Source organism: Polymorphum gilvum SL003B-26A1 (assembly GCF_000192745.1).
GTDB classification, from domain to species: Bacteria; Pseudomonadota; Alphaproteobacteria; order Rhizobiales; family Stappiaceae; genus Polymorphum; species Polymorphum gilvum.
In genome coordinates, this window is sequence record NC_015259.1 from 3,250,614 (window position 1) to 3,273,161 (window position 22,548).

A 22,548-nucleotide genomic window follows, 5' to 3' on the forward strand; every position below is an offset into this window, starting at 1 on the left:
CCGCACCGGACGGCGGCTAGAGATCCCCGGCGGCGCGCGCGACGATGCCCTCGCGGGTCGTCTGCAGAAAGCGCACGCCATCGGCGTCGAGCACGGCGCAGGTCAGCCGGTTGGTCATGTAGGCGCCGGTGTCGATATTGATCCGGTTGGGCTTCAGATCGATGGTGTCCTGAGGGGTATGGCCGTGCACCACGACGGCGCCGAAATCGCCCGGATAGTCGAGGAATTCCTGACGGATCCACAACAGGTCGGTCTCGACCTGCGCATCGAGCGTCACCCCCGGCTTCACCCCGGCATGGACGAAGGCATAGCCCCCGATGCGATGCAGGGCCGGCAGGGCGCGCAGAAAGCGCAGGTGAGACACCGGCAGGGCCGCGCGCAGGGCCGCGCGCAACCGCTCGGGATCGGCCTGATCGGCCCGTGCTGGCAGATCGATGCCGTAGGATATCAGCGTCTCGCCGCCGCCGAACTGGCGCCACTGGGCAAAGAGCCCCGGGTCAGCGAGGAAGCTCAGCAGCGCGTGCTCGTGGTTGCCCATCAGGCAGATGCGCTCGCGCCCGCCCGCCGCCGGCCGGCTCAGCCAGTCGACCACGCGGGCGCTGTCCGGGCCCCGATCGACATAGTCGCCGAGATAGACCTCGACGACCCGGGCAACAGGACGCGCAGCAAGGTCGGCCTCGATCGCGCCAGCGAGGCGCCACAGCAGGTCGAACCGACCGTGGATGTCGCCGACGGCATAGACGCGCGTGCCCTCCGGCAGCAGCGGGCCGGACGTTCTGGCCTGCAGGTCGTCGAGCAATCGTCGGAACCGGCGAAGGATCATGCAGCCTCTCTGTTGCCTGAGGTCTCTCGCGTCCGGCCTCCCGCGTCAATCCTCTGACGCACGGCCTGACCGGAACGAGTGATGAAGGCCTCCTGTCGGATATGGCATCGCCGCCCGACAAAGTGGAGTCGCCCGTGCACGAGGCCGATCCGGTTGCCGCCGCCCGGCAGGATTGCGGGTCCGACAAGGGCGCGGGAGACCGAATCGCGCGTTCCCTGGCGTCCGCCAGGCGCCGGAGTACGGTTCGCATCGTCCGTCGCGCCCCGCGGGCCGGACCCGCACGCCTCGTCTTCGTGCCCTTATTTTGGGCAAACCGGCATCGGGGCGCAGCATTCACGTGCAGGGTGTTGCCCATATGCTACGGTCAGCAGGGATTCTTGGTAAATGCCGGGTTTCCGCCGTTTTCCAAGCGAGCCGAACGTGGTACCTGCTTGTTAAAGTTGTCATTGCGGGCAGCGACCATCGCCCGCGAAATCGATTTGCGATCGGGGCTGCGATCATGGATATTCCGTTTTTCCGTATTTTGCTGATGTGCTCGACGGCGATGGTCGCCGGCTGCGAGACCCTGCCGCGCTCCGGACCGGACCACGGAGCGATACAGGCGCAGGCGACCGACAGTATCGTCGAGAAGACCGGCGATGCCCAGCGCAGCGCCATGGCCTACGCCTTTCTCGATCTGACCCCGCACGTGCTCAGCTATGTCAAGGATCCCGGCATCGGCTCGCTCAACCGCAGCTTCGGCGGCGGACGGGGCGGCGCTCCGGAGATCCTGGTCGGCGTCGGCGACGTCATCCAGGTGACTATCTTCGAAAGCGCCGCCGGCGGCCTGTTCATCCCGGCCGATGCCGGCAGCCGCCCCGGCAATTTCGTCAACCTGCCTCAGCAGACGGTCGACAAGCGCGGCTACATCTCCGTGCCCTATGCCGGCCAGATCCTTGCCGCCGGCCGCTCGCTGCCGCAGATCCAGACCGAGATCGAGGCGAAGCTCGCCAATCGCGCGATCGAACCGCAGGCCGTGGTCGCCTTCATCGAGCGCAACGCCACGTCGGCCGCCGTGGTCGGCGAGGTCAACGCGCCGAACAAGCTCGACATCAACGAAAGCGGCGACCGCATCCTCGACCTGATCTCCCGCGCCGGCGGCCTCAAGTACCCGGGCTACGAATCCTTCATCACCCTGCAGCGCGGCGGCCGCAGCGCGAAGGTCTATTTCAACGCCATCATCGCCAACCCGCAGGAAAACATCTACGTGGCGCCGGGCGACACGCTCTATGTCGATCGCGAGCAGCGCTCCTTCCAGGCGTTCGGCGCGTCGGGCCTGAGCGGCGAGTTCAAGTTCGACCAGGAAGAACTGACCCTCGCACAGGGTGTCGGCAAGGCCGGCGGCCTGCTCGACAGCCGCGCCGACCCGGGCCAGGTCTTCGTCTATCGCCTGGAGTCGCGCACGGCGCTGGAGGAGATGGGCATCGACTCGACCCGTTTCGACCCCTCCGCCAAGCAGATCCCGACCATCTACCGGACCAACTTCCGCGATCCGTCGGGGTATTTCCTGGCCCAGAAGTTCAAGCTGCGCAGCGAGGACATCGTCTACATCTCCAACGCCGACTCGGTCGAGCTGGTCAAGTTCCTGACCGTGCTGAACTCGGTGACCTCGACGGTGTCCGGCGTGTCCGGCGATGCGCGCTTCACGCGCAACCATGCGGTGTCTCTGTCCAAGGGCTTCAACGTCACGCTCGACGAGTAAGCGCAGCGGCCGGGCTGCCGCGGCAGCAGGGCCGCACAGCCGACGCAGGCGGGCGCGTGCGACGGGCATGCGCATGCGCCCGTGGCGGGGTGTGCCTTAACCCTCTTGCTGGGATCAAGCGCGCCTCTGAACAGCCTGTATTGTGCCGGAGCCCGAAAAGTTGTAATTATTAACGAACGGTTTTCGAATGGAGTTCAGTTCTATGCTTAAGGATATTGCATTCGGACGTCGGAACCGCTTCCTCGGCGGCGTTGCGGCTCTCGCGGTCGTCACCTCCCTGATGGCTGCCCCTGCCGCTCTTGCCGACTCCTGCTTCGTGCCGCCGGCCAAGCTTTCGGATGAGGCGATCAGCGCCTTCCTCGGTAATCCGGACGGGCTGCTGTCGGCCAATCCGGTCGGCGGCTACAGCCTGACGACCCAGGTGCGCAGCCTCGCAGGCTCCGACACGGATGCCATTTCGGCTCTGGTCGCGCTGGCCGGCAAGGCGAACCCGGAACAGGTCGCGGCGATCGCGGCCGGCCTCGCCCAGGCGGCGACGGCCTGCGTGGCGACGCGCCCCGACATCGCCGAGATGATCCAGCTCGCAGTGGCCGAGAGCGGCCTCAACGCTTTGGTCGTCGCCTTCGCCGCCTCCACGGGCAACACACAGACCGCCGCGGTCGGTGCCGTCGGCGGCACCGGTGGTGCGGGCGGTGGCGGTGCCGGCGGTATCGGCGGCGGCGGTGCGGGCGGTGGCGCCGGCGGCGGTGGCGGCAGCGGCGGCGATTCCACGGCGACGAACAGCGGCTTCTCGCTTGCTACCAACGGCGGCGGAGGCGGCGGTGGTTCGACCGTCGAACGGCGACCCGTTAGCCCCCGGTGACCGCGCAGCGGCCGTCGGTGACAGAGCAGTGATCTGATGAGACACTCATCGAGCGGCCCGTGCCGCTCTTTGTTTTTGAGGCTCCGAATTCATGCTTAACAGACCGGTAGGATCGCCGAGCTTTCCGCCGTCCCGTTCGTACGAGGCGCAATCCGAGCCGCTGGACGAGTTGACGATCGATCTCGACCGCCTGTTGGGCGCGGCCAAACGCCAGGTCAGGGTGATCCTTGCCGCCTGCGGCATCGGCCTGCTGCTCGGCGTGGGCTATCTGCTGACCAGCCAGCCGCTCTATACCGCGACAACGCAGCTCCTGATCGACGACCAGCAGGTCCGTTTCGGCGAAACGGAATCCGGCCTGAACGTGCGTTTCGACGCGGCCAAGATCGACAGCCAGGTCGAGCTGATCAAGTCGGAGCGGATCGCCCTGTCGGTGATCGACAAGCTCGGCCTCATGGACGACCCGGCCTTCATGGAGTCGGGCGCCTCGATCCTCGGCAAGGGCGTCGGCGCCATCAAGGCGCTGTTCGACTTCAACCGCTGGCTCGGGATCGAGACCGAACTGAGCGAGGACGAGAAGCTCGCGCGCCAGCGCCAGGCACTTGCCATCATCGAGGACAACCTGCAGGTCTCCCGCTCCGGTCTCACCTATGTCCTGAGCATCAGCTATACCGCACCGGTACCGCGCGACGCGGCGCGCATCGCCAATGCCTTCGGCGAGGCCTACCTGCTCGACCAGCTCGAGGCGAAATACGACGCCACGCGCCGGGCCAGTACCTGGCTGCAATCGCGCATCCAGGAACTGAAGGAACAGTCGCTGACGACCGACCTGGCCGTGCAGCGCTTCCGGGCCGAGAACAACCTGATCATGGCGGACGGCACCCTACTCGGCGACCAGCAGCTTGCCGACATGAACAGCCAGCTGATCCTGGCGCGCGCGGCGACCGCCCAAGCCGAGGCGAAATACAGCCGCATCGCCGACATCATCACCCGCGGCCAGATGGACGCCGCGGTGACCGAGGCGCTCAACAACCCGGTCATCGCCGACCTCCGCTCGAAGTATCTGGAGGCCTCCAAGCGTTATGCCGAGATCAGCCAGAACCTGGGCGCTAGTCACATCCAGGCGGTCAAGTTCCGCAACGACATGACCGAATACCAGAAGGTCATCTTCGACGAACTCGGCCGCATCGCCGAAAGCTACCAGAGCGAGCTCGCGATCGCCAGGTCGCGCGAGAAATCGATCCAGGACAGCCTCGCCACGATGGTCGGGGAAAGCGCGGGGACCAACGAGACCCTGGTCGCCCTGCGCGAGCTGGAGCGGGAGGCCGAGACCTACCGCAACCTCTACCAGACCTTCATGCAGCGCTACCAGGAGACGGTGCAGCAACAGTCCTTCCCGGTCACCGAGGCGCGGATCATCACCGAGGCGATGCCGCCCGAGAAGCCGAGCCATCCCAGGAAGGCCCTGGTGCTCGCCCTGTCGCTGGTGCTCGGCGGCATGGCCGGGGTCGGCGCCGGCGCCCTGCGCGAGTTCCGCGACCGCGGCTTCCGCACCGGCGAGCAGGTGCGCGAACGGCTCGGCCTCGAATTTCTCGGCCTGCTGCCGATCCTGCCGCATCGCATCCTCAAGCCGTCCGGCAACCTGACCGCCGGCGGCAACACGACCCGCTTCATCCAGCCGACCGATGCGGTGATGCGCCAGACCCTGGACGCCCCTTTGTCGGGCTTCTCGGAGACCCTGCGCGCCGCCAAGATCGCCGCCGACCTGATGGTCGGCGACAAGAAGGTGAAGATCCTCGGCACCGTGTCGATCTTCCCCGGCGAGGGCAAGTCGACCGTGTCGAAGAACTTCGCTTCGCTGCTCGCCAATCTCGGCGCCAGGACGTTGCTGATCGACTGCGACCTGCGCAATCCCGGCCTAACGCGCTCGGTGGCGGCCAAGGCGGAAAGCGGGCTGATGGAGGTGCTGCTCGACGAACAGTCGCTCAAGGGCGCGCTTCTGGTCGAACCGGACTCGAAGCTGTTCGTGCTGCCGGCCGTCGTCAAGCAGCGGATCTCGCACACGAGCGAGCTGCTGGCGTCGCCGGCGATGCGCAAGCTGCTGAAGGACGCCAGCGAGAGCTTCGACTACATCATCGTCGACCTGCCGCCGCTCGCTCCCGTCGTCGACGTGCGGGCGATCACCGATCAGATCGATGCCTTCCTGCTGGTCGTCGAATGGGGCAAGACCGCCCGCCAGACCGTCCGCGCGACGCTGGCGCACGACGAGCGCCTGCGGGAAAAATGCCTCGGCGTGGTGCTGAACAAGGTCGATACGCAGGCGCAGAAGATGTACGAGAAGTACAACTCGGAAGGCTATCAGTACTCTGCCTATTCCAGGTATTACTCCGAGTAGCCGCGGGAGCTGGTTGTTGCGTCGCTTCGTGTTCGCGTTATCCGGGCTGGCATTCTCCGTCGCGGGGGCATGGCTGTTCGGGATGGACGTCGCCGCGCGTCAGGTGCTGTTCACGGGCGAGCGCCTGGCCAGCGGCCTCACACTGCTGAGCGAGGAAGCGGAGCGGGTCGCGGCCTATCGGAGCAATGCCGACCTGCCGTGCCGGCGCGACGTCCAGGAAGCCGCGCTGACCGTATCTCTGGCGCTGCTTGACCACAGGCGCAAGGACGCCGCCGCAGGAGGCAAACTCGATGCCGCCTACGCGCAGGTTCAGCAGGGCGTCGCCCGGACGCTGAGCTGTTTCCCGCTGTCGGGCAACGCCTGGATGCGGTCGGCCATGGCCTCCATGTTGATGGAAGGACCGGTCGACCGGGTGTTTTCCCAGGCTGAAATGTCCCAGTTGACGATGCCACGGGAAGCCTGGATCCTGTCCGTGCGCATCCCCTTCCTGGTCGCCCTTGCCCAGACCGCGCGTCCGGAGGCCCGCGACCTGCTCGGCCGCGACCTCGACACGCTGTTGCGCTACGCGCCGCTCGGCCAGGTGCAGAGCGTCTACGAGACCCTCGGGGTCCATGGCCGGAAGCTCATGCGCGAGCGTCTCGAGGCGGACAACCGGGAGATCATCGCGGCCCTCGACCGCCATCGCCTCGTTCGCCTCGACCAGATGCTGGAGATCGCCTTGATGAGCGACCGCTGCGCGCGCTATTTCAGGCGCCTGGGGGCCTGCGTGGGAGAGCGGTGATGGCGTCGCCCCTGGTCCTGCGGTTGCGATCGGGCATCCTGACCGGCCTGCGCTGGTCGCTGCTCGCCGTGATCCTCGCCCTCCTCCTCGTCAAGGGCGGCACGCCCTGGCCGGCCGTCGAGGCGGCCGCGATCCCGCTCGGGCTGATCTTCGCCCTCAGCCTGCTGGAGGCGCCGCGCAACGCGGACATCGGCCGGTTCATGGCCCTGGCGTTCGGCTTCGCGACCCTGCTCGCCCTCTATGTCGGCTTCCAGGCCCTGCCCCTGCCCGGCGGCCTGCTTGCCAATCCGATCTGGTCGGCGCCCGGGGAGCGGCTCGGACTGGATATCGCCGGCTCGGTCTCGGTGGTGCCGGGGCAATCGCCGTGGAGCCTGCTGCGCCTGCTGATGCCGTTCGTCGTCTTCCTGACGGCGCTGGCCCTGTTCCAGTACGAAAAGGACACCGTCCTGCTGTGGAAATGCATTGCGGGTCTGGGGACGGCCTTCGCGCTCTACGGCATCCTGCAGCTCCTGCTGTTTCCGAGCTGGCTGCTGTTCGAAGAGAAACGGTTCTACACCAGCAATCTCAGCGGCACGCTGGTCAACCGCAACAGTGCCGCGACTCTCCTGGGTCTGACGTTCCTGGCCACACTTGCCCTGTTCCGCAGGGAGATCCGCCGCGGCAGGCAGTCGTCCGGGCCCGACGTCAAACGCTACCAGATCGGGCCGTTCAGGCCGACGCGCGAAGCCCTCGTCTGGGCCGGGGCAGGCGTTCTACAGGTCCTCGCCATCGGCATGACCGCCTCGCGCGGCGGCTTGCTGTCGACTGCGGCCGCCACTGTCCTCGCCGTGCCCCTGCTCGATTTCCGCCTGTTTCGCGACCGGATCCGCAACCGCTTCGTCATCGCGGCCGTGGTCGGCCTGCTGGTCCTGCTGGTCGCCGAAGTGTTCGCCGGCCGTACCCTGTTCCGCCTGGAGGCGGGGGAAAGCGAGGGCCGCCTGTGCGCCTTCCGCTCGACCGTCGAGGCGGCGATGACCAACCTGCCCTTCGGCACCGGGCTCGGCTCGTTCCAGGACGTGTTCCCGAGCTTCCGCGATCCGGCCTGCTTCATCACGGGGACCTGGGAGTTGGCCCACAACTCCTATCTCGAAAACCTCCTCGAACTCGGCCTGCCCTACGTCGTCTTCCTCGTCGCCGGGCTCGTGGCTGTCGTGAGCGCCCTCCGGACGGGTCTTGCCGGGCGGCGCGAGTATCGGCCCTTCGTCGTCGCCGGACTTGCCGGGACGCTCCTGGTCACGGTGCACGCCACCGTCGACTTTTCCCTTCAGATCCCCGCCGTCACCGCCCTTTACGCCCTGATGCTGGCCAGTGCGATTGCCGTTGCCCTCGGGCGCGGCAGGGTGCCGCGCTGACTCTTCCGCGGTTGCGCATTGGCGCGAGCGCCGCGTCATGGTAGGGCTTTGAGGACAGCGCCGCTCTCGCCAGCGCGCAATGCACCGCCCCGATGGGGCGCACAGGTCGGGTCCCATCCGGAATGAGGTCGAACAGGTTCGTTCCCCCGGTCGCAGGTGCCTTGTACAGATCCGTCAGCCGAAGGCTCGGGCGGACCGCGACCCGGGTCTATCTCGTCCTGTTCGTCGTGGTTGCCGCCGGCAATGCCGTGTCCTTCGCCTTTCACGACCGGCTGAAATCAGACCTTGGCGCCGTGTCGCGGCACGTCGCGGCGCTTTGGTCTCGGGAACCGGCGCCCGAACCCGCCGCCCGACTCAAGCCACGCTACGAGGCGCCGCCACAGCGGCTGACCGCGCCCCCCCTCCCGCCGTTCGCCCGTTTCGAGCCCCAGCTCGCCCTGGAGCCGCCCTATGCGGTCACCGCCGCCGATGCCTTCACGGCGGGAGACGTGCGGATCCGCCTCGCCTTTATCGACGGCCTTGCCGCCGCCGACCTGTGCCTCAATGTGGGCCTGACCAGGTTTCCCTGCGGCCTGATGGGGCGCGCCTCGATGCAGAACCTCGTGTCGAACGCCCCGCTGACCTGCCGGCCGGTGTTCTACGACGAAGGAGACCTCCGCCATGCCTGCACCCTGCAGGGGACGGACATCGCAGCCCATCAGGTCGCGGCCGGCTTTGCCAGACCCGACCATCTCGGCCGGCTGCACCTCGACCGGTTGGCGGAGGCGGCCGCCGCCTCGCGGCGCGGCGCGTGGAACGGCAACTGGGCGGTGCTGAGCGAAGACGCCATGCGCCGGGACGAGACGCTGCTGCACCGGCTGGATGCGCTGAAGACCAGCCATCGGCCGACGGCGCCGGATGCGCCGGCGGATGCGGCAAACGACCCGCTTGGAAACGACGCCCAATGATGGTATTCAGCAGGCAATCGGCGGCTTGAACGCTGGTTAATGAAGAGTTTATTCAATAGCTCGCATTTATCGAAAAGCATAACTCCTCCAAGAACTTCGATTTCAGATGTTTTGTGTAGTGTCTCATCAGTTCCTGGAAGGGGAGTGGTGAGATGCGAAGCAAAGCGGTACTTTTTGCCCTGGCTCTGGGGCTTGTCGTCGCTCCGGTGCAGGGCGCGTTCGCCTTCGGCATCGGCAGCGGCCTCGGATCGGTCAAGCGACTGGTCGAACCGAAGTTCATTTCCGACCGCGGCGCCACCCTGGCGCCCATGGGGCACGTCGTGTTCTGCTCCCGAAACCCGGAGGAATGCCGGGTGCGCGGTGTCGCGGTGGTGAAGCTGACCGAGGCGCGCTCGAACGAGTTGCGCCGCGTCAACGCGCAGATCAACCGCCAGATCCGCGCCGTCAACGACAAGGGCGACGGCCTCGGCGACACCTGGTCGATCGCGGTCACGAAGGGTGATTGCGAGGACTTTGCGCTGACCAAGCGCCGCGAACTGATCCGGCTCGGCTGGCCGTCGCGCGCCCTGCGCATCGCGGTCGCCCGCACGCCGTGGGGCGAGGGCCACGCGGTGCTCGTCGTGCGCACCAGCGACGGAGACCTGGTGCTCGACAACCGGACGTCGCGCATCGTGCCTTGGCACAAGACCGATCTGACCTGGCTGAAGATCCAGTCGCAGGCCAACGCCCGGCAGTGGCGGGCGATCTGAGACGGCTGTCCGGCCGCCTGGGCGGCGGCCATCGACGGCGAACGGCCGAAGGCAGGGCGTTGTCCCTGCCTTGAGGTTGCGACACACCCGCAGCCTCTCCGGTGTCATTCTGGCCAAGCGTGAGCCGCGAGCCGGAACCGGAGAGCCGCGATATCGATGGTCTCGATGAAGGAGACCGAGAGGCCCCGGCTCGCCGATCCCGCATCTGCGCTTCGCTGCCTGCGGGATGACGCGTTTGGAGGTTTTGCCGGCAGGCCGAAGGCAGGTCTCGTCCCCGCCTGTCGTCGTTTGCCCGGCCAGCCGCGTTTCCGCCTTGACCTTGCCCCGCATCGCGCGTTGGATGGCAGGATCCCAGGCTGCAACCGGCGACGGGTTCGATGCGCGCGATCCGAAGGACATGTCTTGCGGGCCTCGGCGGGCTTGCGTTCTCCCTGGCCGGACCTCTGGTTGCTGCCTTTGACGCGGGCGCCGAAGGTGCGGGTCCGGCCGGGCAGCCAGGCACCGGCGTGCTGTGGACGACCAAGCCGGTGCGGATCGATCCGAAGCGGCAGGAGTTGCCGCGTGCCCCCGACCGCGTCTCCCCCTATCCCGACACGATGTACGTGCCGCCTTCGGTGCGCGTGCCCAACAGCGTCACCTTCCAGGTCAAGGGGACCGTCTACCGCCTCGCCGTGCTTGAGCCGGTGCCGCCGCAGATGGTCTGCCGCGAGGCCTCCGGCCAGCGCTGGGCCTGCGGCCTGCGCGCGCGCATGAACCTGCGCGCCATGATCGCCGGCAAGCAGATCGCCTGCCGGCGCATCGGGGTGGCGGCCGACGACGGCCGGCCGCCCGAGGCAGCGCCGAAGGCCGATCCCGGCCCCGTGCTTGTCGACTGCGTGCGTGGCGTCGACCGCATTGCCCTCGACCTGCTGCGCTCGGGTTCGGCGGTTGCCGCACGAGACCTCGGCGGCGATCTGGGAGATCTTGCTGCCGATCTGGCCACCGCCGAGGCCTTCGCCCGCGACCTCCGGGCCGGAATCTGGTCCGACGCCGCCACCGCTGCACGCTGAAAGGCGGCAGGTCTGCTCGCACGCTTGGAGGTCACCCCCGAGCGAGCAGTGCGAGACCCGGGGTCCACGCGTTGCCAGAGCGGCGGCGTTCCACACGCACCGCCGCCCTCCGCATTCGCCGCTGCGGCAGGCCGATCCGCGAGTGGGCCCCGGATCTCCGCTGCGCTGCGTCCGGGGTGACGCGGAGAGGGCACGGGCATGCCGTCAGGCGCGGAGGTCGAGGCCGGAGGTCGGGCGCGGAGGTCAGAGCCGGTTGCGGGCCGTGAGCGATTGTTCCCAGGCGAGCGCGTGGCGGACGATGGTCTCGAGGTCGTCGTGGTGCGGGACCCAGCCGAGTTCGCGGCGCACGCGCTCGCTGGCGGCGACCACCCTGGGCGAGTCGCCGGCCCGGCGCGGTGCGATACGCACGGCGAAATCGATCCCCGACACGGCCTTGACCGCGTCGATCACCTGGCGCACCGAGTAGCCCTCGCCGTAGCCGCAGTTCATCACCAGGCTGTCCCCGCCCGTGCGCAGGCGTGACAGCGCGAGGCGATGCGCCTCGACCAGGTCGGAAACGTGGATGTAGTCGCGCACGCCGGTGCCGTCGGGCGTGGCGTAGTCGGTGCCGAAGATCGCCATCTCGTCGCGCTTGCCGAGTGCGGTCTCGCAGGCGACCTTGATCAGGTGGGTGGCGTTCTTCGTCGCCTGGCCCGTGCGGCCTTCCGGATCTGCGCCGGCAACGTTGAAATAGCGCAGCGCCGTGTAGCGGAAAGCATGGGCGGCGGCGACGTCGCGCAGCATCAGCTCGGTCATCAGCTTCGACGTGCCGTAGGGCGACAGCGGCGCCAGCGGCGCGTCCTCGTCGACCGGCACGCTGACCGGATCGCCGTAGACGGCAGCCGTCGAGGAGAAGATGAACGTGCCGACGCCCTTGTTGACACAGGCCTCGATCAGGCTGCGCGAGGCGGCAGTGTTGTTGCGGTAGTATTTCAGCGGGTCGGCGACCGATTCCGGCACGATGATCGAGCCGGCGAAATGGATCACGGCGTCGATGCCATGCGCCTCGATGACCGCCTCTATCGTCGCCAGATCACCGACATCCGCGGTGACCAGCGGCACCTCTTCGGGCACCAGCCAGTCGAAGCCGGTCGAGAAATTGTCGACCACGACCGGCGTCTCGCCGGCGTCGAGGAGCGAGCGCACCATGTGGCTGCCGATGTAGCCTGCGCCGCCGGTGACCAGAACCGCCATGACACCTCCCGAAAACCGATGGATCCTGAAAAAGCCTGCTGCAAAACGTTCCGGCCCCGGTGCGGCCCCGGCAGTCGGAGTTTTCCGGGATCGGCTCGCGCTTGTCCAGTCCGTCCTCGGTCGTCCCGGGCGTCAGCCGTCCTGAGCCTCGGGCTCCCGGCACACGTCGATCCAGGTCGCGCCGGTCAGCTCCGCCATCCGCTGCGGCGCGATGCGCACCGCGGCATTGACCGCGCCGGCGGCCGGGATGACCACGTCGAAGGCCTTGAGCGACATGTCGCAATAGACCTTCAGCGGCCGGGCCAGGCCGAACGGGCACACGCCGCCGACGGGATGGCCGGTGATCTCCTCCACCACGTCGAGGCCGAGCATCTTGACCTTGGCGCCGAAGGCGGCCTTGGCCTTCCTGTTGTCGAGCCGCGCGTCGCCGCGCGCGACCACCAGCACGATCTCGTCGCCGGCCTGCAGCGACAGCGTCTTGGCGATCTGGGCCGGCGCCACGCCATGGGCGTCGGCGGCCTCCTGCACCGTGGCGGTGCTGGCGTCCTTTTCGATGATGGCGATGTCGGGCGCCTTGTCGGCGAAGAACTGGCGGACGGTGTCGATGCCCATGCCTGCGGAGCCTCCCTGTGGAGCGGCGAAAGATCGGAAACCGGCCGGACCGGCGTGTCCGGCCGAAGGACTGGAAGTCATGGCGAACGACTAAAGGCAGGAGGGCGTCGCCGCAAGCTCTTCCGCCGTCACGAAGCGCGCGCCCGCACGTCCCTGAAGCGACACCCGACCGATCGTGGTCGGGTGTCGTCGGCCAGCGTGAGCGGAAGGGGGAGGCCATGGCGCCCGTGATCATCTATGGAGCAGCGGTCCAGGAAGCGCGCAACCGGCTCCGGTCGGCGCAGATCTCGACCATGGTCGACGCTCTGAACAGCCTGCTGTTCCTGCCCGGCACCGAGTTTCCCTCCGCCTTCGCCGGCGCCTTCTCGACCTGGGTCGGCTCGCTGCAGGCGGTGCCGAACAACGCCAGGGCCAATGCGGCGCTGGCGGCGGCGAAGGTGCGGGCGAAGCAGTTCGCCGACGCCACCACCATCTACGACATCTTCGCCATCGGCGACGTGCTGCGCTATCTCGGCGAATTCTTCGAGTTCGGCGGCGATCCGACCGTCGACGACTTCCGCAAGGGCCTGCGCAACCAGATCGCCTTCAACGAGGCCAACCGGGCGCGCCGGCCGGTGCCGGACGTCCTGACCGCGGAACTGCCCGACCTCGGCATCTTCAAGAACCGCCTGCTCGACCGCTCCGTGGTCAAGTACATGGAGCGATTCTACGGCCCCTATCTCGGTGCCGACATTTCCGGCACGACCACGGACGCGCTCGACGTACTTGCCTACTACATCGAGTCGCTGAGCCAGCAGCCGATCGGCAAGGCGACCCTGCAGGCGGGCGCGGCGAGCGAGATCTCGCTCGGCTACGAACTGGTGCCGATCGCCACCATGGTGCTGCAATACCATCACAGCCTGGTCGAATGCGGGCTGGCGCTGGCGCTGCCGAGCGTCTCCGCCTCGCCGGGTGCGGCGGCGACCGCCGCCGAACTCGATGCCTTCAACCCCTACGACTTCGGCACGCTGACCAATCAGGGCACGAGCGAGGCCGTGCAGAAGGTCGTGGCCGGCGGCAACGCCACCCTTGATCTCGACCTCGCCGGCACCGGACTCGTCGTGCTGCGCGACGCCATCGACATCGAGCGCAGTCCCTATGCCGATGTCGAGATCGGCCTGCTGGTGTCCAACCCGCGCACCAACCCGCTGTTCCAGCTGCAGCAGACCTATCGCACCTTCTCGGAAAAGCGCGTCGACCAGATGCTCTCGGGCGACTGGATCTACCAGAAGTCCGACCCGAGCCTCGCCGCCATCGCCGAGAACAAGTTCGACGACCTGGCCATCGACTTCGACGACCTGATCAAGATGAACTCGCTCGACCTGAAGGCGAGCGGCCATGCCCATGGGCTGCTCGACCCGGCGCTGGCGGCAGCCGGCGGCGGGCTCCATGCCGTCGCCAGGGAGGCCGAGCCGAAGGCCGGCGACAAGGACGCCGAGGCGCTGTCGAAGCACCTGGCCGGCGTCGATCCGGAGGTGCTGCGCAAGGCGCTGGCGCTGGCCTCGTCGCTGCACCTGTGACGGCTTAGGAACTGCACGTGGATCAGCCGACATGATGGGCCGGACGAAAGGACGGCGGCAGCGCCACGCGCGCCGCCTCGCCGGCGATCTCGGCGGCGAGCGCATCCGCGACCAGATGCGCGATGGCGAAGCCGATCTTGAAGCCGCCGGTCGCCGCGAAGACCTGCCGGCATCCCGGCAGCAGGCCGACGAGCGGATCGCGCGCCGCCGGCTTCGGCCGGATGCCGGCCCAGGCCTCCAGCAGGGCGCATCCCTCCAGCGCCGGACAGAAGGCGCGGGCACGGGAAAGCAGCGCCGCGGTCTGCGCCGGATCGGGACGGGGATCGGACAGGTCGGCGTCCGCCGTCGAGCCGACCGCCACCGTGCCGTCGTCGTGGGGGACGACATAGAGCCCGTCGCAATAGACAGCCGGCATGGCTTCCAGCCCGCCGCCTTCGAGCAGCAGCGCCTGACCCTTCTCGCCCGCGCCGATGCCCCGCCCGTCAAGCGCCTCGCTCAGGGTCTCGCTCCGGCTCTCGCTCAGGGCCTCGATGGCGGCGAAGGCCCGGTAGCCGTTCGCCAGCGCCAGACTGCGGGCGGCCAGCGTCGTCCCGTCGGCGAGGCGGACGCGGCCGGCCGCCTCGTCGAAGCCGGCGAAGGCCCGGCCGACGAGGATCTCGGCGCGCGCGCCGACCGAGGCGGCGAGCGCGGCGAGGTAGCAGCGCGGCGAGACGCGCGCGGCCAGCGTCTCGACGACGACGCCGAAGGGGGCCGTCTCGGGCGCAAGCCAGCGGGCGTGGGCGCCGGCCTCCTCGACGCGATAGGCGTATCCGGTTTCGTCGGTGCGCCAGCGCAGGCGGCTTTCCTCGGCGCGCTCCAGATGATGCGCCCGCCGGTCGGCGGTGGCGATCGGCATCACCCGGCCGCAGCGGCGATAGCCGGTGGCGAGCCCGGTTTCCGCCTCCAGCGCGGCGACGTGGCCGGCAAGGGTCGTCAGCGCCTCGAACTGGAACGCCTTCTTGGCGTTCCAGCGCGCCGGCATGTGCGGCATCAGCGCGCCGAGCACGCCGCCGCTCGCCCCCGCGCCGACGGCCCGTTCCTCGATGACGACGACGGACAGGCCCCGGGCGACGGCCGCGCGGGCGAGCGACAGGCCGAAGACGCCGGCGCCGACGACGGCGAGATCACGGGGCTTGGTCACCAGCGGACGGTCCTTTAAGAAGCGGCGGGGATGCGGCAGCAAGGGTTCTAGAGCCATGGACAGGCCTGCGCAAAGGGAAATGCCGCCAGGCGCGGGCAACGGCACGGGCAACGGCACGGGCAACGGCCTTGCGCCCGACCTCGACTGGCTTGAGGGCGGCGTGCCCTTCGCGCCGGCCTACGGCGACAGCTATTTCTCGCGCGCCGGCGGGCCGCAGGGCGGGCTGGCGGAAAGCCGGCACGTGTTCCTCGCCGGCACCGGCCTGCCCGAACGCTTTCTCGGGCGCGGCACCTTCACCGTGGCCGAACTCGGCTTCGGCACCGGCCTGAATTTCCTCGCCACGCTGGCCGCGCTGGCCGAGTCGCTAGCCGAGGCCCCGGGGGCGCCGGCCGGGCCGCGGCTGACCTATGTCGGCTTCGAGCGCCATCCGCTGAGCCGCGCCCAGATGGCGCGCGCGCTCGCCCCCTTCGCAGACCTGGCGGCGTTCGCCGACGCCCTGCTCAGCCGCTGGGCGCCGGCGGCCGGCTGGCAGCGGATCGAGATGGCCGGCGCCGAACTGTGGCTCGCCGTCGGCGACGCCAACGCGCTGGTGCCGGAGCTCGCCCGGCGGGCGGGCCTTGGCCCGGTCGACGCCTGGTATCTCGACGGCTTCAGCCCGGCGCGCAATCCCGAGCTGTGGAGCGGCGATCTGCTGCGTGCCGTCTTCGCCGCCACCGCGCCGGGCGGCCGCTTCGCCACCTACGCGGCCGCCGGCCGGGTGCGCCGCGCGCTTGAGGCCGCCGGCTTCAGGGTCGAGCGGCGCAAGGGCTTCGCCGCCAAGCGCGAGATGCTGGCCGGCACGAAGCTGGACAGTTCTAAAAACCTCGCCATTTCAGTGAGATTTTGATTCAATGCCTCCGTTGGAACAGGAGAATGATGCGGGATGCGGGGCCAGCCAGGATTTTTCGATATCGACGAACGGTTGAAGCGTCTGAGCGACCTCGGCGATCAACTCGAGGCCTTTGCCGGAGCGGTTGATTTCGAGATTTTCCGGGCCGATCTGGTGAAGGCGCTGGCCTATTCGGATGGATCCCAAGGCGGCCGACCGCCCTTCGACCCCGTGATGATGTTCAAGGTGCTGGTCATCCAGGCCGCCAATAGCCTGTCGGATGAACGGACCGAGTTCCTGATCAGCGACCGATTGTCTTTCATGCGCTTTCTCGGGCTTGGGCTTTCGGATCGCGTTCCGGATGCGCGGACGATCTGGCTGTTCCGGGAGAAGCTCACCAAAGCCGATGCGATCCAAGCCTTGTTCGACCGGTTCGACGCCGCGCTGCGGGCCTCGGGCTACATCGCCATGGGCGGGCAGATTGTGGATGCCAGCCTGATCGCCGCGCCGAAGCAGCGCAATACCGAGGATGAGAAGAACGATCTCAAGGAGGGGCGTATCCCGGAAGAATGGAAGGCCAAGCCGGCCAAACTCCGGCAAAAGGATCGGGATGCCAGATGGACCGTCAAGTTCTCGAAGGCGAAGGAGCGGCCTGATGGAACCAAGCCGCCGGTTGATATCGCGATCCCGGCCTTCGGGTATCAAAACCACATCTCGATCGACCGGCGGTTCGGCCTGATCCGGAAGTGGCAGGCCACGGACGCCGCGGCGTATGAGGGCGCACGTCTGCGTGAGGGGCTGCTCGACAAGTCCAACACAGCCAGCCACGTCTGGGCAGATACGGCGTATCGGTCCAAGGCCAACGAGATGTTCATGGACGAGAACGGCTTCGTCTCATGCGTTCATCGGAAAAAGCCGAAGGGGCGGCCAATGCCGCGTCGGACAGCGATCGCCAACGGCCGCAAATCGAAAATCCGCAGCCATGTCGAGCATGTCTTTGCCGAGCAGAAATCGAGAATGAGCCTCGTGATCCGCACGATCGGCATTGCTCGCGCCACGCTGAAAATCGGCATGGCCAACATCGTCTATAACGTGAAACGGCTGATCTGCCTCGAAAAGGCGGCGATGGCATAGCGGGATCGGCCGAGGCGTCGGGTCGACAGCCGAAATCTGTCGTCTTCGCGCCGATCATGAGCCTGCTTCACAACTCTGCCGGGGAAATGCTGGTGTCAAAATCGGCAAGGGTCGAGTTGATAGAACCGTCCAGCTGCCATAAGCCCCCTGCCCGCGCCGGCGCGCGGCGCGGCGCCGGCTCAGCGGCGGGCGAGCACCGCGTCGTAGAGGTCGGCCGTGCGCTCGGCCATCCTCGTCACCGAGAACCGCTCCTCGACCACGCGCCGTGCGGCGGCGCCGAGGCGGGCGCGCAGGGCCGGGTCGGCGAGCCGGCGGATCGCGGCCGCGCCGGCGGCGGCATTCTCGGTCGCAAACAGCAGGCCGCTGACCTCGCCGGCGACCACGTCGCGGTTGCCGACGACATCGGTGGCGACCACCGGCAGGCCCTCCGACATGGCCTCCAGCACGGCCATCGGCATGCCTTCCCAGCGCGAGGTCGACAGGAAGGCGTGGGCGGCGCGAAAGGCCGCGCGCGGGGCCGTACTCGGACCGGCGAGATCGACACAGTCGGCGAGCCCGCGCCGCGCCACGGCCTCCCGGCAGGCGGCAAGCCGCTCGCCGGTTCCCAGCACCGTGATGCGGAACGCCGGCATGGCCGGATCGGCCTTCAGCGCGGCGGCGATATCGAGGATCAGTTCCGGGTTCTTCTGCACGTCGTAGCGGTTGACCGCCACCAGGCGCAACGGCCCGGCCGGCGGCTCGGACGCGCGCAGCGGCGGCGTTTCGACGCCGTTCTCGACGACATGGAGCTTCGAACGCGGCAGGAAGCCGGCGCGCAGAATCTGGTCGCGCTCGCCCTGCGACACGCAGACGGCGGCGGCCGTGGCGCGGCCGAGCAGGGCCTCCAGGCCGAGATAGGCCAGCCGCTTCGCGGCGCCATAGTCGCCGACATGCAGGCCGTGGAAGGTGTGCACGCAGGGCCGGCCGGTCAGCACCGCCAGCAGGCGGCCGTAGAGCCCGGCGCCCTTGCCGTGGCAGTGGATCAGCGCGACGTCGCGCGCGCGCACCTCGCGGGCGAGCCGGCGCAAGGCGGCGAGCGAGAAGGCCCGATGCGGCACGTCGACGATGCGGCCGGCGCCGAGCAGGTCGGTAAAGCGCTGCCGGTAGGGCCGGTCGTCGGGACAGGCGACATGGGCCTCAAAGCGGCCGGGCAGATGGGCGAGGAGCTGGTACAGGTGTTCCGGCCCGCCGCCGATATCCGCCCGGACGGTGATCTCGAGGAGGGAAGGCACAGTCTCGCTCTACCCTGTCGCTTTTCGATGAGGAACACTTGCCAGTCGGAGCAGTAAGGCAAGCGCAGCAAAATACAGCGGGGCTGCGCTCCAACTTGCATTGGCCCCCCCGGTTACCATTCTCATCATGAAGGCGACGGTCAAGGCGAGACCGAAAGCAGAATAAAAACCTCCACGTTTTGCGAAAATATAACCAAACCTGACGAGAACAAGTGTCCAAAATAAAATGAATAATACGAACCCTATTATACCAACCTCAATCCACGTTGACAGGTACGAATTATCAATATATGCTCCGAAGTTTTCTTGAAATGATTTATACCCAACTCCAAAGAAAGGTACATCCCAGAGCCTATTGTACAGATTACCCCACGTATCAAATCTTACAGTTGTGAAAAATTTACTGTCATCCATGATGTTGAACATGTCCAAACGTCTAATTGCAGCATATAGCCCGGGCGGCAAGCTTCGAACATCAAGGAAAAGAGCAGACAATAGAAGGGCCGGAATCAAAATAAATAATCCGACAACACCCAAAAGCGCCCTTCTTAGGTTCGTCATAAAATAAACCATAGAAAAAACTACTAACATCAACAAAGCTCCACGCGACGACGAAACAATAATTGCCGCAAATGAAGCCAGAAAAGACGTCATAATAATTATATATGAGCCGCCACACAACTTCCTATAAAGCATTCCTGAGAATAAAAGAAAAGCTGCAACGAGTCCATATGAGGCCGGATTGCCGACAATACCTCCTGCACGCATCGCCGCTCCATAGCCGCTGCCGAGCCACAACACGTGCTGACTGTCGCGCACTTCGATGCCCAGCGCATACAACCCCAACCCTAGGACGACAGCGAAATACGAACTGAAGAACATCGCCTTCACCAAACGCTGGTCATTGGCAAGGAACCTTAGATCCAGATGCTCTATAAGAATAAACGGCATAAAAATGAAAAGTAACCGGAGAGCAAGTGCCAAATTCGAGAGACCTACGCCCGGCTCGGAAGACGCAGCGACCGAAAAAAAGGCCATGCAGATATAACCAACATAAAAGGCTGTATAGTACGTAACCTTTTTCGAGCTAAATATTAATAATAACACTATTGAAAGAGAGCCTATAAAATCTACCGCTGATACAGAATTACCCCCAACCCTAAAATACAAAACTGGAGAACACATCAAATATAAGAAGATCAACCAAAAGAATAGATTATCCTTGATCCGCGATCCTGAAACCCTCTCCAACCGAGAAGAGAAAATCTCGCCAGAGAAGGAGGTCATTTGGCGCCTGTCCACATGGATAGATTTCTACCAATTTCATCCTCAAGGAGCTTGATATCCTCCAAAAAATAATTCGAGATCTCTTGTTTTAAATTTTCACTTACAGGCTTTCTAAGTGATTTTTTGTTCAAATAATTCTTTACTATTTTTATATATTTATAATTATTCCTAATTAAATACATGCGCAGTGATCGCATCGGCCGCTCCAAGATAGCCGGCGGATGTAAAATAAATCTTGAGATTAGGGGGATCCGCGCCGAATGCGCGGCATTTACTGGCTCGAATTCATCCCGCCCATCGTCTTGAAGGCCAAGAAATTCAAGTACATCAGTGTATACACGCCTCGAATCAGCTTGAAAATCTTCATAGAAGATATATTTTATGTTATTCTTCAAGACATGGGACTTGATGAACCGAACCTGCTCGCCAAACCGGGCTATTTTTCTATACAGGACGTCATCTCTACCGATCGACGCATTCGGCATTGACCTTCCCTGCTCGCGCTCGCTTTGCAATGCCCATGCCTTAGTGAAGTCGGTCTCAGTTTCATTTTGATTATAGCATTGCTCCATGTGGAACGCCTGCACAACGTCAACCGGATTTCGCAGCATCACGATAAATTTCGCATCCGGTGAGAACTCAAGAATTCTGGGAACCGCGACCTTCGAACGAAGATATGCCGTACTGCCTTCCGCTACGATCTTGTGTCGACGGGGATCAGCCTCCTTGAACAGCAACAGATACTCTTCCAGTGTGCGTGGCCTGAGTTCGTGTTTGGCTGCCGGCAGATCCTGACACCAGAAAAGAGGTTCCTTGGGAACCGAGAAGTATACCTCCGGGTGCGATGCCAAGTAACTTGCCAAGGCGGTCGTTCCGCACTTCGGGGCACCGATTATGAATGTGTTAGGAAGCATCGAGCCAGTGCCTCAGATCTTTTCCGGTGACTTTTTCAAGCAGCTTAACGTCCTCGCAAAAGCCGCTCGCCAAATCTCTCCGCATTTCCTCGGACAGAGGCTTACGCGCCTTTCTCGTGACAAGGACCTTTTTTATCATATACTCCCATGACAACGGAAAATTTCGTCTGATCAATTGCTTTAGGGAGCGAATAACTGGTCTGATAACCTTTGGAGGGTTCTGATAAAGCCTGGAAAGAGCTTGAAACCGGTTGAAATGTGCGCCACCCTTTATCTTAAAGTCGGTTCGGCCGTCATCTTCCAGATCGAGGAAATCCAGCACTTTCAGATAAGTTCCACGAGCATCCGAGGCCATGTCCTCCGTGAACAAAACCAGCAGGTCATCACGCTTCACGTGTTCCAGAACAGATGCGAGTTGAGATCCGAAACTGGCCACTTGCTGGTATTGTAGTTCTTTCGGTTCGTCGCACCCTGACGGAATTGAGTGCCCTTGGAGCCGACGAGACTGAAGCTTCCATGCGATCTCGAAGTCTTCTTCGTCTTCGAAATGATTGAAGACCTTCTCCATATGGTAAGCATAAGCTGCCTCGATCGGATTCCTCAAAATAACTATGAACTTGGCTTTCGGGTTAAATTCAACGATCCTCCGCACAGCAACTTTTGAAAACAGGTAACGTGTCGAGGCATCAAGAACGACTTTCTTGCCTTCAGCGGATGAGTATATATTCAGATAGTCATTCAAAGATCTAACTAGCGCTACGGTTCCGCTCTGCGCGAGATCGGAACTCCAGTAGGACGGTTCCTTGGGATAGCCGAGGAAGACGTCCGGGTGTTCGGACAGATAATGAGCGAGCGACGTGGTGCCGCATTTCGGCCCGCCGATCAGGAAGGTGTTGGGGCGCGGCGCCGCCATCGCTCAGGCCCTCTCCTCAAGCCAGGACGAAAACCCCCGGTCGAAAGTTTCGTCCAGCCATGCGACATGCGGGGCCGCGAGGGCGCGGATCTCCGCACGCAGGCGGCCGTCGACCTCAGGCTTGTCGCGCAGTTTCCTGTAGAGCAGCGCCTGAACCAGCGGATTGTACTTTACCGCCGAGATCAGCCTCTGGCCGCCATGCCGCTTGAGCCGCTTGGACGCGCGGCTCGCCAGCCGCGACAGCCACCCGATGCGCGCCTTGCTGGCGACATTGACCGGCTTGAGCACCTCTTCGGGAAGCGTGTACGGCGCGGCACCGAGAAAACGGACCAGGTCGTCGAACATCGCCTGCGGCCGGCCGGCGAGATCGTCGAAGCGGTAGACATGGATGTTTTCGATGCCGAACCGCGTCACGAAGGGCTCGATCATGTCCCGATAGCGCAGGGCGCCGTGGCTTCTGCCCTCCCGATGCCAGGCTGCAAAGTCGCCGTCGAACTGGCCGCTGCGTTTGCTGAACAGGTAGTCGGAGAGACAATAGTCGACCGGCTCGCGCAGCCCGACGACGATCCTGACCCTGCCGAGATCCTGCGCGATCCTCTCGGCCACGCGCGGGTCGCGCAGATAGCGGTGGGAGATTTCGCCCACGATGCTGCCCTCGGGCGCGTCGGAAAAGAACGAGGCGTACCAGCCGAGACCCTTGTCATGGTTGAGATCGAAGAAGTTCGTCTCCTTGACCGGCGTCACGTAGATCCCGGGATGGGCGTTCAGGGCCTGCAGCAACCAGGTCGTGCCAGCCTTGCCCGTCCCGACATAGATGAAATCCGGCAATCGCATTTCGGGAA

At 65.3% G+C, this 22,548-nt stretch carries 20 protein-coding genes; 11 read left to right on the forward strand and 9 right to left on the reverse strand.

The window, feature by feature from the left end; translation table 11 throughout:
- Positions 1–16: 16 nt before the first annotated feature.
- A complete protein-coding gene (locus SL003B_RS15235) occupies positions 17–823 on the reverse strand; it encodes a metallophosphoesterase (protein WP_013653757.1) in 807 nt (268 codons plus the stop codon).
- Positions 824–1,322: 499 nt separating this feature from the next.
- On the opposite strand from SL003B_RS15235, the gene SL003B_RS15240 reads away from it, so the two are divergent.
- The 8 genes from SL003B_RS15240 to SL003B_RS22425 all read left to right on the forward strand — a co-directional run bounded on the left by SL003B_RS15240 (position 1,323) and on the right by SL003B_RS22425 (position 10,735).
- Positions 1,323–2,564, forward strand: coding sequence for a polysaccharide biosynthesis/export family protein (locus SL003B_RS15240; protein ID WP_013653758.1), 1,242 nt, complete (start codon positions 1,323–1,325; stop codon positions 2,562–2,564).
- 202 nt (positions 2,565–2,766) lie between these two features.
- Entirely contained in the window at positions 2,767–3,426 is a 660-nt protein-coding gene (locus SL003B_RS23410) for a hypothetical protein (RefSeq protein ID WP_013653759.1), read from the forward strand.
- 91 nt (positions 3,427–3,517) lie between these two features.
- On the forward strand, positions 3,518–5,818 hold the full coding sequence (locus SL003B_RS15250) for a polysaccharide biosynthesis tyrosine autokinase (RefSeq protein ID WP_013653760.1): 2,301 nt from the start codon (positions 3,518–3,520) through the stop codon (positions 5,816–5,818).
- Between the two features lie 16 nt (positions 5,819–5,834).
- The gene (locus SL003B_RS15255) at positions 5,835–6,599 is read left to right on the forward strand and encodes a hypothetical protein (RefSeq protein WP_013653761.1); all 765 of its coding nucleotides are present in this window, start codon (positions 5,835–5,837) and stop codon (positions 6,597–6,599) included.
- Entirely contained in the window at positions 6,599–7,990 is a 1,392-nt protein-coding gene (locus tag SL003B_RS15260) for an O-antigen ligase family protein (protein ID WP_013653762.1), read from the forward strand. The genes SL003B_RS15255 and SL003B_RS15260 overlap by 1 nt, the downstream gene beginning before the upstream one ends.
- 161 nt (positions 7,991–8,151) lie before the next feature.
- Positions 8,152–8,937 (forward strand): thermonuclease family protein, encoded by a 786-nt coding sequence (locus SL003B_RS15265; protein WP_013653763.1) that lies wholly within the window; start codon positions 8,152–8,154, stop codon positions 8,935–8,937.
- Positions 8,938–9,089: 152 nt separating this feature from the next.
- Positions 9,090–9,686 carry a transglutaminase-like cysteine peptidase gene (locus tag SL003B_RS15270; protein WP_013653764.1) on the forward strand — a complete coding sequence of 199 codons (597 nt, stop codon included), beginning with the start codon at positions 9,090–9,092 and terminating at the stop codon, positions 9,684–9,686.
- Between the two features lie 506 nt (positions 9,687–10,192).
- Positions 10,193–10,735, forward strand: a complete 543-nt coding sequence (locus SL003B_RS22425; RefSeq protein WP_148259326.1) for a thermonuclease family protein — start codon at positions 10,193–10,195, stop codon at positions 10,733–10,735.
- A gap of 243 nt (positions 10,736–10,978) precedes the next feature.
- On the opposite strand, the gene galE is transcribed toward SL003B_RS22425, so the two are convergent.
- Positions 10,979–11,968 (reverse strand): UDP-glucose 4-epimerase GalE, encoded by a 990-nt coding sequence (gene galE / locus SL003B_RS15280; protein WP_013653766.1) that lies wholly within the window; start codon positions 11,966–11,968, stop codon positions 10,979–10,981.
- 132 nt (positions 11,969–12,100) lie between these two features.
- A complete protein-coding gene (locus SL003B_RS15285) occupies positions 12,101–12,580 on the reverse strand; it encodes a YbaK/EbsC family protein (protein ID WP_013653767.1) in 480 nt (159 codons plus the stop codon).
- 218 nt (positions 12,581–12,798) lie between these two features.
- On the opposite strand from SL003B_RS15285, the gene SL003B_RS15290 reads away from it, so the two are divergent.
- Positions 12,799–14,139, forward strand: coding sequence for a hypothetical protein (locus SL003B_RS15290; RefSeq protein ID WP_041375574.1), 1,341 nt, complete (start codon positions 12,799–12,801; stop codon positions 14,137–14,139).
- A gap of 22 nt (positions 14,140–14,161) precedes the next feature.
- Here SL003B_RS15290 and SL003B_RS15295 read toward each other — a convergent pair whose 3' ends face one another.
- Complete coding sequence (locus SL003B_RS15295; protein ID WP_013653769.1) at positions 14,162–15,319, reverse strand: NAD(P)/FAD-dependent oxidoreductase; 1,158 nt, start codon at positions 15,317–15,319, stop codon at positions 14,162–14,164.
- A gap of 79 nt (positions 15,320–15,398) precedes the next feature.
- Here SL003B_RS15295 and mnmC2 point away from each other — a divergent pair, with 79 nt between their 5' ends.
- A complete protein-coding gene (mnmC2, locus tag SL003B_RS15300) occupies positions 15,399–16,205 on the forward strand; it encodes a tRNA (5-methylaminomethyl-2-thiouridine)(34)-methyltransferase MnmC2 (protein WP_013653770.1) in 807 nt (268 codons plus the stop codon).
- A 36-nt stretch (positions 16,206–16,241) separates the two neighbouring features.
- Complete coding sequence (locus SL003B_RS15305) at positions 16,242–17,321, forward strand: IS5/IS1182 family transposase (RefSeq protein WP_013651464.1); 1,080 nt, start codon at positions 16,242–16,244, stop codon at positions 17,319–17,321.
- 179 nt (positions 17,322–17,500) lie between these two features.
- On the opposite strand, the gene SL003B_RS15310 is transcribed toward SL003B_RS15305, so the two are convergent.
- The 5 genes from SL003B_RS15310 to SL003B_RS22430 are packed head-to-tail and all read right to left on the reverse strand — an operon-like array spanning position 17,501 to position 22,540.
- Positions 17,501–18,592: a glycosyltransferase gene (locus tag SL003B_RS15310; protein ID WP_013653771.1), complete on the reverse strand. Its 1,092-nt coding sequence runs from the start codon at positions 18,590–18,592 to the stop codon at positions 17,501–17,503.
- A 9-nt stretch (positions 18,593–18,601) separates the two neighbouring features.
- A complete protein-coding gene (locus SL003B_RS22830) occupies positions 18,602–19,879 on the reverse strand; it encodes an O-antigen ligase family protein (RefSeq protein ID WP_083812106.1) in 1,278 nt (425 codons plus the stop codon).
- Positions 19,876–20,793 carry a sulfotransferase family protein gene (locus SL003B_RS22835; RefSeq protein ID WP_083812107.1) on the reverse strand — a complete coding sequence of 306 codons (918 nt, stop codon included), beginning with the start codon at positions 20,791–20,793 and terminating at the stop codon, positions 19,876–19,878. Before SL003B_RS22835 ends, SL003B_RS22830 begins: the two co-directional genes overlap by 4 nt.
- The gene (locus SL003B_RS22840; RefSeq protein WP_013653773.1) at positions 20,783–21,706 is read right to left on the reverse strand and encodes a sulfotransferase domain-containing protein; all 924 of its coding nucleotides are present in this window, start codon (positions 21,704–21,706) and stop codon (positions 20,783–20,785) included. Before SL003B_RS22840 ends, SL003B_RS22835 begins: the two co-directional genes overlap by 11 nt.
- 3 nt (positions 21,707–21,709) lie before the next feature.
- Positions 21,710–22,540, reverse strand: a complete 831-nt coding sequence (locus SL003B_RS22430) for a sulfotransferase domain-containing protein (RefSeq protein ID WP_013653774.1) — start codon at positions 22,538–22,540, stop codon at positions 21,710–21,712.
- Between the last annotated feature and the right edge of the window lie 8 nt (positions 22,541–22,548).